The sequence below is a fragment of the Citrobacter freundii complex sp. CFNIH9 genome (genome assembly GCF_002903305.1).
GTDB lineage: Bacteria > Pseudomonadota > Gammaproteobacteria > Enterobacterales > Enterobacteriaceae > Citrobacter > Citrobacter portucalensis.
Map to the genome: position 1 here is coordinate 2521461 of NZ_CP026238.1, position 17421 is coordinate 2538881.

Sequence of the window (17421 nt, forward strand, 5' to 3'; positions counted from 1 at the left end):
AATGCTGAATTCTTGTTATCGGGGCTTTGCGGAACCGAACAATTGAATGTAGGATGCTCGGCCGGCAGTTTTCCCCCGTAACACAATGAAGGGTAAGGCTGTTTTTCGCCGCAGCAGGTGCGGCAAAAAGGATTTTGTATTTTTGTCAGGTCAACAGGAAAAGTAATGAACACAAACAACACGCAAGCCGCGGAACAACATGCGGCGAAACGACGCTGGTTGAATGCCCACGAAGAGGGGTATCACAAAGCGATGGGTAATCGACAGGTACAAATGATCGCCATTGGCGGCGCAATTGGTACCGGGTTGTTTTTAGGGGCTGGCGCACGCTTGCAAATGGCGGGTCCTGCTTTGGCGCTGGTTTATCTGGTGTGCGGTATTTTTTCGTTCTTTATACTGCGTGCGCTTGGTGAACTGGTTTTACATCGCCCTTCCAGCGGCAGCTTTGTTTCCTACGCCCGTGAATTTTTAGGTGAGAAAGCCGCCTATGTGGCTGGCTGGATGTACTTCATCAACTGGGCGATGACCGGCATTGTCGATATCACCGCGGTGGCGTTGTATATGCATTACTGGGGCGCATTTGGTGATGTACCGCAGTGGGTGTTCGCCCTCGGCGCGCTGGCCATTGTCGGCACCATGAACATGATCGGCGTGAAGTGGTTCGCGGAGATGGAGTTTTGGTTTGCGCTGGTCAAAGTGCTGGCGATTGTGATTTTCCTGGTGGTGGGTACCGTCTTTTTAGGTACTGGAAAGCCGCTGGATGGTAACGCCACCGGTTTTCACCTGATCACCGACAACGGTGGATTCTTCCCACATGGTCTGCTGCCGGCGCTGGTACTGGTTCAGGGGGTAGTTTTTGCGTTTGCCTCCATTGAACTGGTGGGCACCGCTGCTGGAGAATGCAAAGATCCGCAAACCATGGTGCCAAAAGCGATCAATAGCGTTATCTGGCGTATTGGTCTGTTCTATGTGGGTTCTGTCGTGCTGCTGGTTCTGTTACTGCCGTGGAATGCCTATCAGGCGGGGCAAAGCCCGTTTGTTACCTTCTTCTCCAAACTGGGCGTGCCGTATATCGGCAGTATCATGAATATTGTGGTGCTCACCGCGGCGCTTTCCAGCCTTAACTCTGGGCTGTACTGCACCGGGCGTATTTTACGTTCCATGTCGATGGGCGGATCGGCGCCTAAATTCATGGCTAAAATGAGCCGTCAACAAGTACCCTGGGCGGGGATCCTCGCCACGTTGGTCGTCTATGTCGTCGGGGTATTTCTGAACTATCTGGTACCGTCGCAGGTGTTTGAGATCGTGTTGAACTTCGCGTCGTTGGGCATTATTGCGTCGTGGGGCTTTATCATGGTCTGTCAGATGCGTCTGCGCCGGGCCATAAAAGAAGGTAAAACGGCAGACGTCAGCTTTAAACTGCCGGGCGCTCCGTTTACCTCGTGGCTCACGCTGCTGTTCCTGCTGAGCGTGCTGGTGCTGATGGCGTTTGACTATCCAAACGGCACCTACACCATCGCGTCATTACCGTTGATTGCCATCCTGCTGGTTGCAGGCTGGTTCGGCGTGCGTAAACGCGTCGCGGAAATCCACCGCACCGCGCCATAACGGCAAAAGGCCTGACAGGTTACCCCTTCAGGCCTTCTTTTTTAGTTCGCTTCAATCAACTGCGCTACGTCGTTACTGTTAATTTCCCGCGCATTCCCATCCTGATCGGTATAGCTGGTCATTCCCGTGTCTTTATCCAGTTTTGGTTTACCCTGGGTGGTGATGGTTTGTCCACTTTTGGTCGTCATGACGTAATCGGTGGTACACCCTGCCAGGGTAAACAGCATTACGCCTGCACACAGACAGATAAATGGCTTTTTCATGGTATTCCCGTGTTATTCAGTTAGCCGTTGAGGGCGTAGTGTAAGTCCCTGAAGTGGGTCGGGCTACTGGCGGGGTGTAACGAGGCGTATCGTGGGGTTTAGAGAAATGACAGGAGGGGTTTCCCCCTCCGGATGTTTTATAGCGCAATACGAATAACATCGTCCGGCTGGGTGGCTTCCTGCTCGCGGGTAGATTTCTGTTTCACGCTGACGTACAGGGTTTTACCATCGGCGGAGAGCGCCAGGCTATTCGGGAACGTTGGGGTCTCGAATGTTTTGACGACTTTATAGCTTTTCGCGTCGATCACACTCACTTTACCGGCCTGGCGATGAGTCACGTAGGCTTCATTACGCGTTGGGTTGAACAACACGGCCAGGGATTCCGGCGCGGCGACTTTTGCCAGTACATTGCCATTACGGGTATCGATGACCAGCACTTCCGCCGCTTTAGAGTCGGTGACAAATGCGCGGTTGCCCGCTGTGTCCAGGCTCAGGTTGATAAAGAAATGCTCTTTCCCGTCATCCAGCAGTTTTTTGCGGCTGAGAATTTTGTTAGTGGCGGTGTCAATAGTAATGAATTCACCGTCGGCATTGGCGGTGTACAGGCGTTTAGCCTTGCTGTCGACAGCCAGAGCGGTGCTCATTTTGCCGGTATTCTGGATGGTGTCCTTCAGCTTGATCGTCTCACCGTCCACCACCCAAATCACGCTCTCTTTACCAATACCGCTAATGTATACCGTGTTGGTGGCATCATCGGCGACCAGCTCACGCGGCTGCAGCGGGCGAACGTCTTCAGAACGCTTACGCGCATCCAGCACCAGACGTCCTTTCACCGCACCGGTTTTGGCATCCATCGCCGTAACCGCGCTGTTTACCGTGTTGCCGAACCACAGCGTTTGCGTGGCGTTGTTGATGGTGGCACCAAATGGTTTGAGATCGTTATGAATCACCTGGGTCACTTCGAGGGTGACCGGGTCAAGACGATAAACCACCCCGCCGGTATCCAGTTTGCGGCTCTGTGAGGTCGCCAGCCACAACGCGTTCTCTTGCTGGCTGTACGCCATTTCATAGGCGCCTTTGCCGACGGCTTTGCGCAGCAGTTCTTCTGCAGCCTGCGTAGTAAAAGATGATGCAACGAGCAGTGAACCTAACAGTAAAGAACCACGCAGACGCGGCGAAAACAGATGACGTAAAGACATGACGACTCCCTTTGATAAATTCGTTTGTTACTGCTTCACATAGCTTCAATGAGCAAAATCATGGTTTTGCCTTTTTAAGAATGAGAATAGTAATCATTATTTATCTCAATGTGGAGTGTTTATTCGCTTTCGGGTAGTAACCTTCTTATTTTCTCCATGAATACCAGATAACGACATTGGCATTTTACCAGGCCTACATTTTGTACGAAGCAGGCCTGGTTACAGGCATTCACCGTCTTCCACCTTTACGCATCAATCCTCAGCAAGACGAATCACTACCTTGCCGAAGTTTTTGCCGGTCAGCAGACCGATAAAGGTTTGTGGCGCATTTTCCAGACCGTCGGTCACCTGCTCGCGGTAGTGGATTTTGCCCTCTTTAACCCAGCGCCCCATCTCCCGCTGAAACTCATGAATACGGTGTCCATAATCCTGACCAATGATAAAACCCTGCATGCGGATACGCTTTTTCAGCAGCGTTGCCATTAACAGCGGTAATCTGTCAGGTCCGGCCGGAAGCGACGTTGCGTTATAACCGCTGACCAGGCCACAAAGCGGGATGCGCGCTGAGGTGTTGAGTAACGGCAGGACAGCATCAAATACTTTTCCTCCGACGTTTTCGTAATAAATATCAATACCCCGCGGACAGGCTTTTGCCAGTTGTTGCGCAAAATCTTGTGCGTGGTGATCGAGACAGACATCAAACCCCAATACCTCGGTGGCATGTCGGCATTTCTCTGCCCCACCCGCCACACCGATCACCCGACAACCCTTAAGCTTACCGATCTGCCCGACCGTTGCGCCAACCGGCCCGGTTGCGGCAGCTACCACCAGCGTTTCCCCCGCTTTTGGCTGACCGATATCCAGCAGGCCCATATAAGCGGTAAACCCCGGCATACCCATAACACCCAGCGCCCAGGAGGGATGCTCGGGATGATCGCCAAGCTTCACCAGCCCGTTTCCGTCGGAGATGTCATAGTCCTGCCAACCGCTGTAGCTCAATACCCATTCGCCTGGCTGGTAGTCCGGATGGTGGGATGACACCACGCGACTTACGGTACCCCCCACCATAACACCACCAATCTCTACTGGTGGTGAGTAAGATGGCTCATCGCTCATGCGGCCACGCATGTAGGGATCAAGGGAAAGATAAACGGTGCGCAACAACATCTGGCCTTCGCCCGGTGTTGCGACTTCATCTTCTTCAAGACGGAAGTTCTCTGGGACTGGCGCGCCATGTGGACGGGAAGCCAGTACCCAACGACGGTTACGATTAGTCTGTTGACCCATGATGTGCTCCTCTGCTTTTGGCATGAATCCATCAATAGTAGCAGCCCGTTCCTGCTATTTAGCTGACGACGTGATTTAACCGCACAACCAGGTAAACGCAAGGTTGCGCGGTTTCATTGATAAACCGACAGTCATTCGGCGGGCCAAGTTCCAGGCAATCACCTGCCTGCATTTCATGGCGTACGTCCCCTTCGACAAAGACTAATTCCCCCTGGTGTAACCAGATAAGTTGTCTGGCCTGCACATAGGAAGAGGCTGGCATCGGGATATCACTTCCGGCAGGTAATTCGATCTGCACCAGATCGATAGGCAGATCGCTGCGCGGTGAAACATGGCGGCGCAGATAGTGGCTTTGTGGATCGTGCCAAACAGGCTGATCGACGAAGCGCAATAGCTTGCCCTCCTGCATTTCAGCCCGCGCAATCAGGGTAGACATGCTGATGCCAAACGCGCCGGAAAGCCTGCCCAGCAGCGTAGCCGTTGGACTACTCTCGCCGCGCTCTATTTTATGGATCATGGCCCGCGACACACCCGCGCGCTCGGCAAGTTCCGTGAGTGACCAACCGCGAGATTCCCGCTCAATGCGAATTCTTGCACTGATCCGTTGATTTATGCTGTCTTCAATAGTATTCATATTGTAATACTATAGTGAACAACCCCTGAGGTTCAACATGTCAATTCGATTTGCCAGCAAAGAAGACTGCGCCGCCATTGCAGAAATCTACAACCATGCGGTACTGCATACGGCGGCTATCTGGAACGATCAAACGGTCGATGCCGAAAACCGTATTTCCTGGTATGAAGCCCGCCAATTGATGGGGTATCCGGTGCTGGTGAGTGAAGAGAATGGCGTGGTTACAGGATACGCCTCCTTTGGCGACTGGCGTAACTTTGATGGCTTCCGTCATACCGTTGAACATTCGGTGTATGTTCATCCTGAACATCAGGGAAAAGGGCTAGGACGGGCACTGCTCAGCAGACTGATAGACGAAGCCCGCGCATGCGGCAAGCATGTGATGGTGGCAGGTATTGAGTCTCAGAATCAGGCATCACTGCATCTGCACAGCTTGCTGGGTTTTAAAACCACCGCGCAAATGCCGCAGGTTGGAACCAAATTTGGCCGTTGGCTGGATCTGACCTTCATGCAGTTACAGCTAGACGATCGCCGCGATCCGGATGCCCGTAGATGAACCAGACGCTGACCCTCTCCTTTCTGATTGCCGCAGGTATTGGTCTGGTGGTGCAAAATACCTTGATGGTACGCATCACCCAGACATCCTCGACGATCCTCATCGCCATGTTGCTTAACTCGCTGGTCGGGATCGTGCTGTTTGTCAGCATACTGTGGTTTAAACAAGGAGCTGCGGGATTTGGAGAACTGGTATCCAGCGTGCGCTGGTGGACGCTCATCCCCGGATTGCTGGGATCGTTCTTTGTTTTTGCCAGTATCAGTGGGTACCAAAATGTGGGGGCCGCTACCACTATCGCGGTGCTGGTGGCTAGCCAGTTAATCGGCGGGCTGGTGCTGGATATTCTACGTAGTCACGGCGTGCCGCTGCGGGCGCTGGTAGGTCCGGTCTGTGGCGCGGTGCTGTTGGTCATCGGGGCGTGGCTGGTGGCGAGACGTTCATTTTAATTGCCTGATGGCGCTTCGCTTATCAGACCTACAGAACGTGCCTGTAGGTCGGATAAGTGAAATATCAGAGGATTGTGCCGCCTTTGGTCAACTGTTCGCGACGGGCTTCCATATCTTCTTTATGCTGACGGCCATGATGTGCGATAGCCGTACGCAAACGCTGTTGCTGGGTATAGCGGTCTTCCCGGCTCAACGCGACATCATCGCTGAGCTCAATCAGCAATTCATTCATATGCGTAATGACGCTCTCTTCAATGGCGGCATCAACACGTGCGCTGACCTCATCCAGATGCGACATAACCTCTCCTTAACTCATTAATTTAATTTTGCTTTTGAAAAATCACTGCCCATCAGGCTGACGCTGTATCCGCTGACGTTGCTGCGCGTAGCGTAGAACGTTTTACCGTTTGCCAGGGCTATCCACGGAGCCTGCTGGTAGAAAATCTCTTGCGATTGCTGGTAAAGCGCGGCGCGCTCTTCCGGTTTACTCACCAGCTTCGCCTTTTGAACCAACGAATTATACTCTTTATCGCACCAGCGCGCGGCGTTAGATCCGGTTTTTATGCTGTCGCAGCCCAGCAGCACATCGGCGAAGTTATCCGGATCGCCGTTGTCTGACATCCAGCCAAACAATGCGGTGTCATGCTCACCTTTACGCATTCCGGAGAGATATTCCCCCCACTCGTACGACACAATTTTCGCCTTCACGCCCACCTTTGCCCAGTCGCTCTGGATCATCTCAGCAATCCGTCGGGAGTTCGGGTTGTAAGGGCGCTGAACCGGCATTGACCACAGCGTCGCTTCAAAGCCGTTTTCCAGCCCCGCCTGCTTCAGCAGATCTTTCGCCTTTTGCGGGTCGTAAGTGTAATCCTGCAGATCTTTATTGAAGCCCATCATATTCGGCGGAATCGGCGATTTCGCCACCGTACCGGAACCTAAAAAGACGGCGTTAATAATGGCCTTTTTATCGGTCGCGTAGTTTAGCGCCTGACGCACCAGTACGTTATCAAACGGTTTTTTCTCGGTATTAAACGCCAGATATCCGACGTTCAGCGCTTCAACCGCATGCAGCGTCAAATCTTTATTCTTTTTAATCTCGTCAAACTGTACGGGGGCTGGTGCCGGGATTATCTGGCACTCATTGGTTTGCAGTTTTGCCAGCCGCGTCTGGACGTTTGGCGTGATTGAGAAGATCAGGTGCTTCGTTGGAACGGCGCCATCCCAGTAGTTCGGGTTGGCAAGATAGCGGATTTGCGAGTCCTGCTTGTACTGTTGCAACACGTAAGGCCCGGTGCCAATCGGCCAGTTATCGACGTTTTCCGGGGTGCCTTTTTTCAGCATCGCGTCGGCATATTCCGCAGAAAGGATAGAGGCAAAATCCATACCCCAGTCGGCAAGAAACGCAGCATTAGGTTCATTGAGGACAAACTGAACATGATAATCATCGACCTTCTTCACTTCTTTAATCAGTTTATCCAGACCAACATCGTTAAAGTATTCGTAGCTTCCCTGAGAAACCTTGTGATACGGATGATCGGCATCTTTCTGCCGTAATACCGAGAAAATCACGTCATCAGCGTTGAAGTCGCGGGTCGGTTTAAAGAATTTATTACTGTTGAATTTCACGCCCTGACGCAGGGTAAACGTGTAAGTCTTACCATCCGGGGAAATCGTCCAGTCCGTTGCCAGAGACGGTATCGGGGTATTCTTTACCGGATCAAAGTTGATGAGTCGGTTGTAGAGCACCTGTGAACTGGCTACAAATGAAGGACCAGAACTGGCGATTTGCGGGTTAAATGACTCCGGAGATGCTTCAGAGCAATAGATGATGGTGTCAGTATTGGCCGCGAACGCAGCGCCTGACGGTAAGACAGCGCTGAGAGCCAGCGCGAGTAACGTTTTCCTTGCAATCATGGTTATAAGCCTTCTTATTTTATTATTAACAGGGATATCAGAGCATAGCTGACAAAAACTGACCAATAACAAATCACTATCAGGTTATTCTAATCCGGTGTATTTCGCTGAATAATTCATCACTCCAAGCGAATTAATTTCCCTTAAGTCTTTTTCAAAACGTCAAGATTTTTCCCGGCACTCTATGCCATGAAAATTAGCCCCTTTTTGCCTCTCTTTCGCCGTTTGCTCGTTTTTATAAAACGTAAAGTAGATACGTGAAGAAGTCTAAGGGGTAACAACGTGGCAAAAACTCTCTTGCGCAGCGGCAATTTGGATGACTATCAGGCCGTGGGCGGCGGTGGTCAGGCCGTGTTTGATTCAGCATTGCAAATTCGTGAAACGCTTCGTCTGCGTAAACAGCAGGCGATGGTGGATTGTCTGGCGATCCCACAAATTAACGACAACGGCGATCGGGTTGACTGGTATTCCCCGATAGAAGGGAAAGCCATGGCTTGGAAAGCCGCTGATGAAGAAGCACGTTTTCGTGCGCTGCGCTATTTGGGGAGCACGCTGGAAAATGCGGCGGCCCTGAGCCGTAAAAGTCTGCAATCGGGGAAAACCTCGCTACAGCTGTTTGGCTCGCTGCTCGAAAAAGCCATCCAGTTTCCCGGTGAAAACCACGTGTTTCTGGTTGATGGCAAACCCGTTATTACGTTCTGGGGCTTCGTCAATCTGAATGAAAATCCCCGCGACGATGTGCTCGACTGCCTGCGCATTGCCGATGTTCCTCCTGTGGTTACCGTAGCAGAGCCAGAACAGGAAGAAGAAATCGCACCGGAAATTACCTTTGCCGAGGCCGATGTCCCCTTACTGACGCCGGCCGTTGATCTGCCAAAATCGGCTGAACCTGAACCCCCGGTTATTGTTAACGAACCTGAAGTCACTGCCCCGCCGGTACATGAAAAGCCCATACGCCGCATACCGCTGTGGAGCCTCCCCGTTGCCGCAGTGATTATTGCAGCCATCGTTGGGCCGCTGCTGTGGAAGCAACAGACCACCCAGCCCGTACCTGCAGTAGCCGCTATTGAAGTCGCTAAGGTTGATATGGCACCGCTGCCAGCACTGACATCTGTACTGCCCCTGCATCGTGCTGAAGTGACTCCAGCTGCGAAGAAAGAGAAACCTGTCGAAGGACCTGTGGTGATTGCCGCAATTCCAAAAGATGCGCTGGTGATGGATGCCAACCAGATGAAGGCAGGAACTACGCGTTTTCTCAACGGTAACTGGCGCGTCATGGTCGATGTTAAAGATCCGGTGAGCGGCAAAGCGCCGTCGCTGCGCTATCAGATCCAGGCCAATAAAGGCACTGCGCGCGTGGTTCATGGTGACAACATTGTTTGTCGTGCCGAGATTTTCTCTGGTTTGCACCAGTCGGGTGAATTAATGATTAAGAGTCGCGGCAATGCCCGTTGTACCGACGGTTCACGTTATCCGATGCCTGAAATTACCTGCAAAGCGGGAACCAATGACGTCGCCGCCTGTACCGCGCGTTATGACGATCACGCGGAAATCCCTCTGACGATCAAAAAGATAGGTGCCTGATTTTATGTTGGTGAATCTGTGTGATTACAAACAGAGCGTGACGCTCATCGCCAATAGCGGTGTGCAATTTCTGGATTTCGGCCTCACGCCGCAGGAATCTGCGCACAATGGACGCTTTGTGCGCAAAACGGCAAACGGTCCGCTACTGAGACTAGACTTCGATCTGACGTCAGGACGCTATACCCTACCGGGCAGCACCGGCGCGCAACCCGAAGTGGTGAAGCCGGAAAGTACTCAGACGCTGCACTATTCGCTGGACGTGCTCGACGGCGTCTGGCTGCCGCTGCCGTTTTTGCGCTTTAACCCGCCGCGTACGTTTGTTGAAGGCCCGGATAACTGGGCACGCGTGCAGGTGCGAAAGCTGCCGCAGCCGGACAGCGCAGGCAACACCCACCGTGTTACCGTAGCGCTGGACAGCCAGCTTACTGAAAATGCCCCTGCGGCGTTAACCCCCAACGAAAATGATCTGCTTAACGGTACACGGTTTGCGCTGGCCTGGCATGACAACGAAATTGCTGATTTCCTTGACCAGACCTGGATTGACGGCTGGTTGCGCGAATCTTTTATGCACCATGTCACCCAACATGAGAACCGCTCAGAACAAGAGAACCAGCAGGCGCTGCGTAACTTTGAATACCAGGCGCACTGGCTGAATGTGCTGACCCTGTTAGGTGAGCAGCTTTCCGTCCCGGAAGTGAAACTGGTTACGCACACCCTTAGCACCCCCGCCATTCCCGTCGATCTTATTTTGGATATCGGTAATACCCATACCTGTGGTGTCCTGATTGAAGATCACGGGGATGCCAATGACGGGCTGCGTCAGACCGCTGAATTACAGGTCCGTTCGTTAAGCGAGCCGCAGTTCCTCAACGATCCGCTGTTCACCAGTCGGCTGGAGTTTTCCGAAGCACGCTTTGGTAAGCAGCACTTTTCCGTTGAGAGCGGACGTGATGACGCCTTTATCTGGCCGTCGATTGTGCGTGTGGGTGATGAAGCCCGTAAGCTGGCGATGCAGCGTATGGGCACCGAGGGCAACAGTGGGATCTCAAGCCCGCGCCGCTATCTGTGGGATGAAACGCCGGTGCTGCATGACTGGCGCTTTAGCCAGATGAATGGCAAAACCCAGCGCGAACCGCTGGCTACCGCCTTCCCGCTGATGAACCTGATGAACGATGACGGGCAACCGCTGTTCAGCCTGCCGCAGGACGATCGTCTGCCAGTGTTCTCACCACAATACAGCCGCAGCACGCTGATGACGCATATGCTGTGCGAAATACTGGCCCAGGCGTTGGGGCAAATTAACAGCGTAGCGACGCGTTTGCGCCTCGGATTCCCGGCGTCTCCTCGTCAGTTGCGGACGCTGATCCTGACCCTACCGTCGGCGATGCCCAAACAGGAGCGCGAGATTTTCCGCCTGCGCATGTTTGAAGCTATTGCCCTGGTCTGGAAAGCAATGGGCTGGCACCCGCAGGATGAAGACTTCACCACCCGTAAGCAGCAGGAAAAGAGTGTGGTTCCCGTACCTGAAATTCAGATGGAATGGGATGAAGCCAGTTGCGGGCAACTGGTGTGGCTGTATAACGAGGCTATCTCACACTACGATGGCCACACCGAATCGTTCTTTAACGCCCTTGCCCGCCCGGACCGTTTGCCGGAGCCTGGTGAGACTAAAGGCCGTGCACTGCGCGTGGCATCGATCGACATTGGCGGCGGGACAACGGATATGGCCGTCGTTCATTACCAGCTTGATGACGGCGTTGGCGCGAACGTCAAAATTACCCCGCATCTGCTGTTCCGTGAAGGTTTTAAAGTTGCGGGCGATGACATGCTGCTGGACGTGATTCAGCGCTGCGTGTTGCCTGCACTGCAAACCCGCTTACAACAGGCTGGCGTGACCGACGCCGCCGCATTGCTGGCCACGCTATTTGGCGATTCCGGGCGCATCGATACTCAAGCAATTCTGCGTCAACAAACGGCATTGCAGCTCTTTATGCCGCTTGGTCATGCGGTCCTCTCTGCCTGGGAACAAAGCGATATTAACGATCCGGTCGCCGGACTACATGCCACCTTTGGGGAACTCCTGAGTCAACAACCCACGCGCAACGTGATGAACTACATCCAACAGGCTATCGATCATGCGTTGCCAGCAGGGTCGCCAGCGTTTGATGTTCTGAGCGTGCCGTTACAGGTACAGTTCAGGCAGTTACAAGAAGCACTATTGGCGGGGCAATTTACCCTGACTTCCCCACTGCACGCGGTTTGTGAGGCCATTTCACACTATCGCTGCGATATTTTATTAGTAACAGGCAGACCCGCCTGTTTACCCGGTGTACAGGCGTTGATCCGCCATCTGCAACCTGTTCCGGTTAACCGTATGATCTGGATGGATAACTACCGCGTGCATGAGTGGTATCCGTTCAGCCAGCAAGGGCGAATTGGTAATCCCAAATCGACCGCAGCAGTAGGCGCTATGCTGTGCAGCCTGGCGCTGGATTTGCGTTTGCCACGTTTTAACTTTAAAGCTGCCGATATCGGCGCTTACTCGACCGTACGCTTTCTCGGTGTGCTGGATAATACGGTCAATACCCTGCGCGATGAGAACATCTGGTATCACGATATTGATCTGGATAAACCTGGGGCGAAGCTGGATGCCCGGTTGCATTTCCCGTTACGTGGCAACGTGACGTTAGGATTTCGGCAACTGGCAAACAGCCGCTGGCCTGCCACGCCGCTGTATACGCTCAGCATAAACTCTGCCGAACTGGCAAAAACTATCGCCGGAGATGGCGTGTTGAATGTTCGGCTGCAGCTACGCGGCGGCAGCAAAGAAAGTGGCCCGGAATTCTTCATCCTGAGTGATGCCTGGTTACAGGATGGCACCCCCGTTGCCGCCAATGCCTTAACGTTAAAACTGAATACGCTGGCAGACCGTCGCCATAGCGGAAGCCATTACTGGATTGATAGCGGGAGCGTGTACCTAAAATGAGTAAGATGTTAAATACCGCGCAGGCCGCCATCGAGTGGGTGGTAGATACCCGTCAACGTGCGGCGCGTCTTGATGATGAAGCGGATGCCCTGCTGGCACAGCTTACGCTAGCCGCAGTGAGTGAATCTGCGTTGAAGGAGACCTTTTCATCGCAAGGATGTATAGGGTTATACGGACACTCACAATCGGCAAAAGCACATCTACTGGCAGCATTGTGCTGCAATGCCACTGGCAAAGTGAATATTGTTACCCCGGATCGCAGCTTTGATTATTTCTCGCATATTAATCCGGGCCATGCACCAACCAATATGGCGATCCGCTTTACGCGCGATGAAAATCCGCATGATAGCGAATGGCCGTTGCGTCTGCGATTACTCAGTGAAGCCGAACTGGTACAGCTATTTATCGCCCAGTTCAGCGCGCTCCCGGGCAACCGACAGGTCGAGAAATCGATTATTGAGGCGCGCCTGGAAAAATGGCAAACGCTGCGTCAGCGTCACCCGGTGCCGGGCATTACCGCACATGATGTTGCGGCAATTGGTCGTTTCTGGCGCTCCTGCGTACCGGCAAACCAGCAGCAAATTGACGATGCACTATGGTATCAGTTTGCCACGTTGCTGCCCGCACTGGACCTGACTACCCGGGCAAACGCCTGGGCGTTACTGTGGGGAGAACAACCAGAACTGACGCAGCAGTGGCTGGCGCTGGCGCACACGTTGCAACAAACCGGACACGCGCAAGAATTAGCGGCCCCGCTGAGTCTTCTGGTTGATCATTTTGGTTTACCGGCCGAAAGTTTCCTGACCCAGGTGGCATTGACCAGCAATAATGAGACGCAAAGCGATGTGGTGGTTCATCCGATTGAAAATCATCAGTTGCTCAATGCGGTCAGCCTTTCTTTGTCTTCACTGGCGCTGCTCACGCGCGAGCTGGTCCTGACGGTTGAAGACTCGGTGCTGGAGAATGTCGATCTGCTCGATATTCCCCTCGCCCCGGATGCTCATCCTCATCCACTGTGGCAGGCAAAATTAGGCTGGATGCTGGAACATTATCGCCAGCACCTGCAACCGGATGTGCTCTTAATCTGCAACGCGGTCTCTGCCCGCGCCCAGACGCCCGCCATCACCCGCAAGCTGTTGGGCTGGGTCAACGATACCCAACCTGTTCATGATGCCGCATTACCGGGCGTGGTTTGGGCCATTACCCCGCAGGATGCGCGTTTTAGTACCCAGCAAAACCTTGATGAATCCGTGCAGCAATTGATGGGCAAGCCCGGGTTGCATTGGGGTACGTTGCAGGCGCTGGATAAACATAGCTTACAACGTCTTGTCGAATGGCTGACTCAGGCAACCTCACCACAGCAGCGCCAGGCCAGGTTGACTTCTCTACGCGAGCAGCATCAACAGCGCATCCGCGAAACGCTGATAAGCTGGATTAATCCCGCTCAAGCTGAATCGGATAGCCACGAGTCGGTGATCCGCCAGTTACAGGCGCAAGCGGCAAAACATGGCGAACTGCTGGATGGTTTGCTCCCGCCGATGCGCATTTTTGAGTCGCTGCTGCGTATTCAGCAACCACGCGAGGAGCAGGTAAGCGGTTTATTTAATGAAGAGATTGACCTGTTTGCCGAAGTGCGTGACACACTACACTCGCCGGAAAGTCAGGAGACCGGATATCAGGCACACAAAATGTGGATTAACCACGTGCGCCAGTGGTGTCGCGATGAAAATAATGCCCGCCGTTTACGACTCGATCCCCGTACGTTAAGGCTGGTTGCCGACATTCTCGTCACCACCAGCTATCGCCTGGAGATGCCACAACGCTTACAGCGCATTATGCAGCGAGAAAACGTCTGTGCCGCGCAGTTACACGCCGATATTGGTGATTTTATTACCTGGCTTGGATTTGCCGACGTTGCTGAGGAACAGCGCCCTGCCAGCAGGATCCAAAAAGGATCGGCTATTTTTAGCGCGCCGAAGCAATCGCCGATGCTACGCCTGACGAAGCTGGATGAACAACCCTCGCATGGTGCAAGCCGTTACGTTTACGACTGGCTGGTTGCCTTGTACACCCGTGCGAATGAGAATGCGGGATATCAGTACCCACAGGATGTCTCTGAAACCGACAAAAAACGATTAGATGCCCTGCTTTTCTCCTGAAACGGCGTATACGCCGTCATCAGAAAAGAGAAAACATCAGCGCAACGGGAAAACTCATCGGCCAGGTCGCCCCGACTAATACCGCGCTAAGAAAGCGGATCCGCTTTTTATCGCGGGAAAGAAACCAGGTGATGATTGCCGTGATGACGGCCATCACCGCATAAAAAACCAACATTTTTTGGTATAGGGACATTTAAGGCATCCTGGCCAGAAGGGAAAATCGCGCGCAATATGCTCTTTTTCATGACTCACATCAAGTTTTATTAATTAATTTAAGAAAAACGGCTGTAAAACAACCCATTTTCATTATGTTCAGAATTCGTACTATTGCGGATAGTTATAAGCCGTACTATACCCATAAGGGTTAAAACGAAAGGTGGCAAAAATGAATGTTTCCAGTAAAACTGTGGTGCTGATAAATATATTTGCTGCTGTAGGACTTTTCAGTCTGATATCCGCAAGGTTCGGCTGGTTTGCTTGATGTAACGCTTCTTGATTAATTGCAGCGTCCGCTGGCAGAGAGGATCTTCTCTCTGCCATCAGTAAACAATCTTCCCACTCTGCTATCACTGGGTAAATTATCCTTAATATGTAATACCCCTAATCCTTCTGCGGCATTATATTGCCCGAATAACGGCCAGGTGTTGTGCCGGTATGTTGATGGAAGAAAGCAATAAAAGCACTGTCGCTGACAAACTCCAGATATTGCGCGACCTGGCTGATATGGCATCCATCAGCCAACATTTCCATGGCTTTTAACAACCTAAATTGCTGCCGCCAGTCCTGATAATTCATCCCGGTATCCCTGATAAATATTCGGCTGATCGTCCTCTCGCATGCCCCAACCTGTCGGGACAATTGATTCAGTCGTGGTGGCAATTCACCCATGCGTAATCCCTTGAGCCACACGTTGAGCCGTGGATCTGAGGGGTACTGCAATGTCCTGTTTTCACTGCGGGCGGCACGCATTTCCTCACAAAAAACGGCAATGAGGCTGGACTGCTGTGCGGCAGGCATTTCCCATGGCCAGAAGGCCATACGTTCTATCACTTCAAAAAACAGCGGATTAACTTCGACTATCTGCAGCGGTAACTCAGATAACGGCAATGTGGTAGAAAAGTACAAAGAGCGATATGCCATCACACCACGCATTATGGCGCGATGTACCGTGCCTGCCGGGATCCAAACCGCACGACGTGGCGGTAGCAGACACAGGGCCTGCTCCAGTTCAATCGTAATGCTTCCCGCCGCCGAAAAAAGTAGCTGATGACGAAGATGACTGTGCCGCCCGGAATCATGTACGCCCATATCGGCAGCAATACCGATTACCGGTTTATCAAAGCTATCCGCATCAAAAGCATCATCAGGGGCAATTTTCATTATCTGTCTGATATTTGATATTTAAATTCCTGATAATGGTAATACGACATATCCCTTTCAGCAATAATGCCCGCCTGTTTTCTGTCTCTCTGGATATTGCTATGAACACACTTCGTCGCCCATCGCTGTGGCTTCTTACGCTACTGATTATGTTTCCACAACTGGTGGAAACCATTTACAGCCCGGCATTGCCGGGTATCGCTACCTCTTTTCACGTAAGCAGTGAGCGCGCGGCTCAAACACTCTCCGTTTATTTTGTTGCCTTTGCCGTCGGCGTAGCGATGTGGGGTTGGCTAAGTGACTGCATCGGACGACGTTGGGCGATGTTGGCAGGGCTTATCTGCTATGGAACAGGTTGCGCATTGGCCGTTGTTGCCACCGACTTCAGCGTTTTGCTGCTGGCGCGGATGATCTCCGCTATCGGTGCGGCTGCGGGGTCGGTCGTGGTACAGACCATGCTAAGGGACAGTTATGAATCAACTGCGCTATCCCGCGTCTTTTCCGTGATGGGGGCCGCGCTGGCATTGAGTCCAGTTTTTGGCCTGCTAAGCGGAGGTTGGTTAGTGAGTCTGTATGGCCATACCGGTGTCTTTGTTGCCCTTGTGCTGTTGGCGTTGTTACTGCTAATACTGACAGCGACCATGCTGCCAGAAACCCGGCCCGAACATACGCTCAGCCCGAAGCTTGCCGCGCTGTTTTCCCGCATGATGCGGGACAGTGAGTTGCGGAAAAACGCCTTGCTGGTTGCCCTACTGAACACCATGCTGTTTAGCTATTACAGCCTGGCACCGTTTCTTTTTGGGCAATTAGGATGGAGCTCCAGAGCCTTTGGCTGGACGGGGTTGCTACTTGCGTTTGCTTCTCTGTCAGGTAGCCTGCTGAACCGAAGACTGTTAACGACAGGTCTGACGCCGGAACAACTGGTACGTTATGCCTGTGTGCTGGCAGCGTTGTCAGGTCTCGTCGCGTGGTGTTTGCAGCACTCCGCGTGGATCCTGATTCCGGTGTTCGGCGTGGTGATTGCCTATGGTATCGCCATTCCCAATGTGCTGAGTCAGGCGCTGCGTCACTACCGTGAACAGGCCGGTGCCGCAGGTGCTTTGTTCGGATTAAGCTATTACCTGTTACTTGGGATGATGCTGGGTTTAGCAGGCATGGTGCAGCAACTGGGGCTGGTTCTGAGCGTCTGTGCCCTACTCGCCTGGCTTTGCAGCCTGGGCCGCAGATAAACCCGATGGCGATCCTGAAAGCACAAAGCCCCGGCTATATGCTGGGGCTTTGTTGTATCAATTAGCCTGACCTCGCGGATATTTCCAACTTACCGCCGTCCGATGGCGACGAGGCCAGTGGCGCGAATAGTATAGACACACGTATGCCAATATTTAGCTATCCGTGCCCCATTCGC

The 17421-nt window shown here is 52.9% G+C and carries 16 protein-coding genes; 8 read left to right on the forward strand and 8 right to left on the reverse strand.

The annotated features are described in order from the left end of the window. The first annotated feature begins 165 nt into the window (after positions 1 to 165). The gene (gene ansP, locus C2U43_RS12775; RefSeq protein WP_003833088.1) at positions 166 to 1608 is read left to right on the forward strand and encodes an L-asparagine permease; all 1443 of its coding nucleotides are present in this window, start codon (positions 166 to 168) and stop codon (positions 1606 to 1608) included. Positions 1609 to 1649: 41 nt separating this feature from the next. Here the strand turns inward: ansP and C2U43_RS12780 are convergent, their stop codons facing one another. The 4 genes from C2U43_RS12780 to C2U43_RS12795 form a co-directional block, all read right to left on the reverse strand. Continuing rightward, on the reverse strand, positions 1650 to 1871 hold the full coding sequence (locus tag C2U43_RS12780) for a YgdI/YgdR family lipoprotein (protein ID WP_003020157.1): 222 nt from the start codon (positions 1869 to 1871) through the stop codon (positions 1650 to 1652). Positions 1872 to 2008: 137 nt separating this feature from the next. Beyond that, positions 2009 to 3070 (reverse strand): 7-bladed beta-propeller protein YncE, encoded by a 1062-nt coding sequence (gene yncE / locus C2U43_RS12785; RefSeq protein ID WP_003833093.1) that lies wholly within the window; start codon positions 3068 to 3070, stop codon positions 2009 to 2011. Between the two features lie 252 nt (positions 3071 to 3322). Beyond that, positions 3323 to 4357, reverse strand: coding sequence for an NADP-dependent oxidoreductase (locus C2U43_RS12790; RefSeq protein ID WP_103285241.1), 1035 nt, complete (start codon positions 4355 to 4357; stop codon positions 3323 to 3325). Between the two features lie 58 nt (positions 4358 to 4415). Next, complete coding sequence (locus C2U43_RS12795; protein ID WP_103285242.1) at positions 4416 to 4991, reverse strand: helix-turn-helix domain-containing protein; 576 nt, start codon at positions 4989 to 4991, stop codon at positions 4416 to 4418. A gap of 37 nt (positions 4992 to 5028) precedes the next feature. Here C2U43_RS12795 and C2U43_RS12800 point away from each other — a divergent pair, with 37 nt between their 5' ends. Both C2U43_RS12800 and C2U43_RS12805 read left to right on the forward strand, forming a co-directional pair. Further along, positions 5029 to 5547 (forward strand): GNAT family N-acetyltransferase, encoded by a 519-nt coding sequence (locus tag C2U43_RS12800; RefSeq protein WP_048235335.1) that lies wholly within the window; start codon positions 5029 to 5031, stop codon positions 5545 to 5547. After that, the gene (locus C2U43_RS12805) at positions 5544 to 5993 is read left to right on the forward strand and encodes a DMT family transporter (RefSeq protein WP_048227592.1); all 450 of its coding nucleotides are present in this window, start codon (positions 5544 to 5546) and stop codon (positions 5991 to 5993) included. The genes C2U43_RS12800 and C2U43_RS12805 overlap by 4 nt, the downstream gene beginning before the upstream one ends. Positions 5994 to 6057: 64 nt before the next feature. Here the strand turns inward: C2U43_RS12805 and C2U43_RS12810 are convergent, their stop codons facing one another. Beyond that, complete coding sequence (locus C2U43_RS12810) at positions 6058 to 6291, reverse strand: YdcY family protein (RefSeq protein WP_003020183.1); 234 nt, start codon at positions 6289 to 6291, stop codon at positions 6058 to 6060. Positions 6292 to 6308: 17 nt separating this feature from the next. Continuing rightward, a complete protein-coding gene (locus tag C2U43_RS12815) occupies positions 6309 to 7907 on the reverse strand; it encodes an ABC transporter substrate-binding protein (RefSeq protein WP_103285243.1) in 1599 nt (532 codons plus the stop codon). A gap of 282 nt (positions 7908 to 8189) precedes the next feature. Between C2U43_RS12815 and C2U43_RS12820 the strand changes: the two genes are divergently transcribed. The 3 genes from C2U43_RS12820 to C2U43_RS12830 are packed head-to-tail and all read left to right on the forward strand — an operon-like array spanning position 8190 to position 14636. Beyond that, on the forward strand, positions 8190 to 9491 hold the full coding sequence (locus C2U43_RS12820) for an SrfA family protein (RefSeq protein ID WP_103285244.1): 1302 nt from the start codon (positions 8190 to 8192) through the stop codon (positions 9489 to 9491). 4 nt (positions 9492 to 9495) lie between these two features. After that, the gene (locus C2U43_RS12825) at positions 9496 to 12477 is read left to right on the forward strand and encodes a virulence factor SrfB (protein WP_103285988.1); all 2982 of its coding nucleotides are present in this window, start codon (positions 9496 to 9498) and stop codon (positions 12475 to 12477) included. Continuing rightward, positions 12474 to 14636 (forward strand): virulence factor SrfC family protein, encoded by a 2163-nt coding sequence (locus C2U43_RS12830; protein ID WP_103285245.1) that lies wholly within the window; start codon positions 12474 to 12476, stop codon positions 14634 to 14636. Before C2U43_RS12825 ends, C2U43_RS12830 begins: the two co-directional genes overlap by 4 nt. A 19-nt stretch (positions 14637 to 14655) precedes the next feature. Here C2U43_RS12830 and C2U43_RS12835 read toward each other — a convergent pair whose 3' ends face one another. Continuing rightward, entirely contained in the window at positions 14656 to 14829 is a 174-nt protein-coding gene (locus tag C2U43_RS12835) for a GhoT/OrtT family toxin (protein ID WP_003020198.1), read from the reverse strand. Positions 14830 to 15021: 192 nt separating this feature from the next. Between C2U43_RS12835 and yncL the strand changes: the two genes are divergently transcribed. After that, positions 15022 to 15117 (forward strand): stress response membrane protein YncL, encoded by a 96-nt coding sequence (gene yncL / locus C2U43_RS12840; RefSeq protein ID WP_071524268.1) that lies wholly within the window; start codon positions 15022 to 15024, stop codon positions 15115 to 15117. Positions 15118 to 15236: 119 nt separating this feature from the next. Here yncL and C2U43_RS12845 read toward each other — a convergent pair whose 3' ends face one another. Beyond that, positions 15237 to 16016: an AraC family transcriptional regulator gene (locus C2U43_RS12845; protein WP_103285246.1), complete on the reverse strand. Its 780-nt coding sequence runs from the start codon at positions 16014 to 16016 to the stop codon at positions 15237 to 15239. Positions 16017 to 16117: 101 nt separating this feature from the next. Between C2U43_RS12845 and C2U43_RS12850 the strand changes: the two genes are divergently transcribed. Next, positions 16118 to 17245: a multidrug effflux MFS transporter gene (locus C2U43_RS12850; RefSeq protein WP_103285247.1), complete on the forward strand. Its 1128-nt coding sequence runs from the start codon at positions 16118 to 16120 to the stop codon at positions 17243 to 17245. Positions 17246 to 17421: the final 176 nt, after the last annotated feature.

Bases quoted from the DNA above. Each gene is read 5' to 3' on its own strand.
- ansP (WP_003833088.1), top strand. From the start codon at position 166: ATGAACACAAACAACACGCAAGCCGCGGAACAACATGCGGCGAAACGA.
- C2U43_RS12780 (WP_003020157.1), bottom strand. From the start codon at position 1,871: ATGAAAAAGCCATTTATCTGTCTGTGTGCAGGCGTAATGCTGTTTACC.
- yncE (WP_003833093.1), bottom strand. From the start codon at position 3,070: ATGTCTTTACGTCATCTGTTTTCGCCGCGTCTGCGTGGTTCTTTACTG.
- C2U43_RS12790 (WP_103285241.1), bottom strand. From the start codon at position 4,357: ATGGGTCAACAGACTAATCGTAACCGTCGTTGGGTACTGGCTTCCCGT.
- C2U43_RS12795 (WP_103285242.1), bottom strand. From the start codon at position 4,991: ATGAATACTATTGAAGACAGCATAAATCAACGGATCAGTGCAAGAATT.
- C2U43_RS12800 (WP_048235335.1), top strand. From the start codon at position 5,029: ATGTCAATTCGATTTGCCAGCAAAGAAGACTGCGCCGCCATTGCAGAA.
- C2U43_RS12805 (WP_048227592.1), top strand. From the start codon at position 5,544: ATGAACCAGACGCTGACCCTCTCCTTTCTGATTGCCGCAGGTATTGGT.
- C2U43_RS12810 (WP_003020183.1), bottom strand. From the start codon at position 6,291: ATGTCGCATCTGGATGAGGTCAGCGCACGTGTTGATGCCGCCATTGAA.
- C2U43_RS12815 (WP_103285243.1), bottom strand. From the start codon at position 7,907: ATGATTGCAAGGAAAACGTTACTCGCGCTGGCTCTCAGCGCTGTCTTA.
- C2U43_RS12825 (WP_103285988.1), top strand. From the start codon at position 9,496: ATGTTGGTGAATCTGTGTGATTACAAACAGAGCGTGACGCTCATCGCC.
- C2U43_RS12830 (WP_103285245.1), top strand. From the start codon at position 12,474: ATGAGTAAGATGTTAAATACCGCGCAGGCCGCCATCGAGTGGGTGGTA.
- C2U43_RS12835 (WP_003020198.1), bottom strand. From the start codon at position 14,829: ATGTCCCTATACCAAAAAATGTTGGTTTTTTATGCGGTGATGGCCGTC.
- yncL (WP_071524268.1), top strand. From the start codon at position 15,022: ATGAATGTTTCCAGTAAAACTGTGGTGCTGATAAATATATTTGCTGCT.
- C2U43_RS12845 (WP_103285246.1), bottom strand. From the start codon at position 16,016: ATGAAAATTGCCCCTGATGATGCTTTTGATGCGGATAGCTTTGATAAA.
- C2U43_RS12850 (WP_103285247.1), top strand. From the start codon at position 16,118: ATGAACACACTTCGTCGCCCATCGCTGTGGCTTCTTACGCTACTGATT.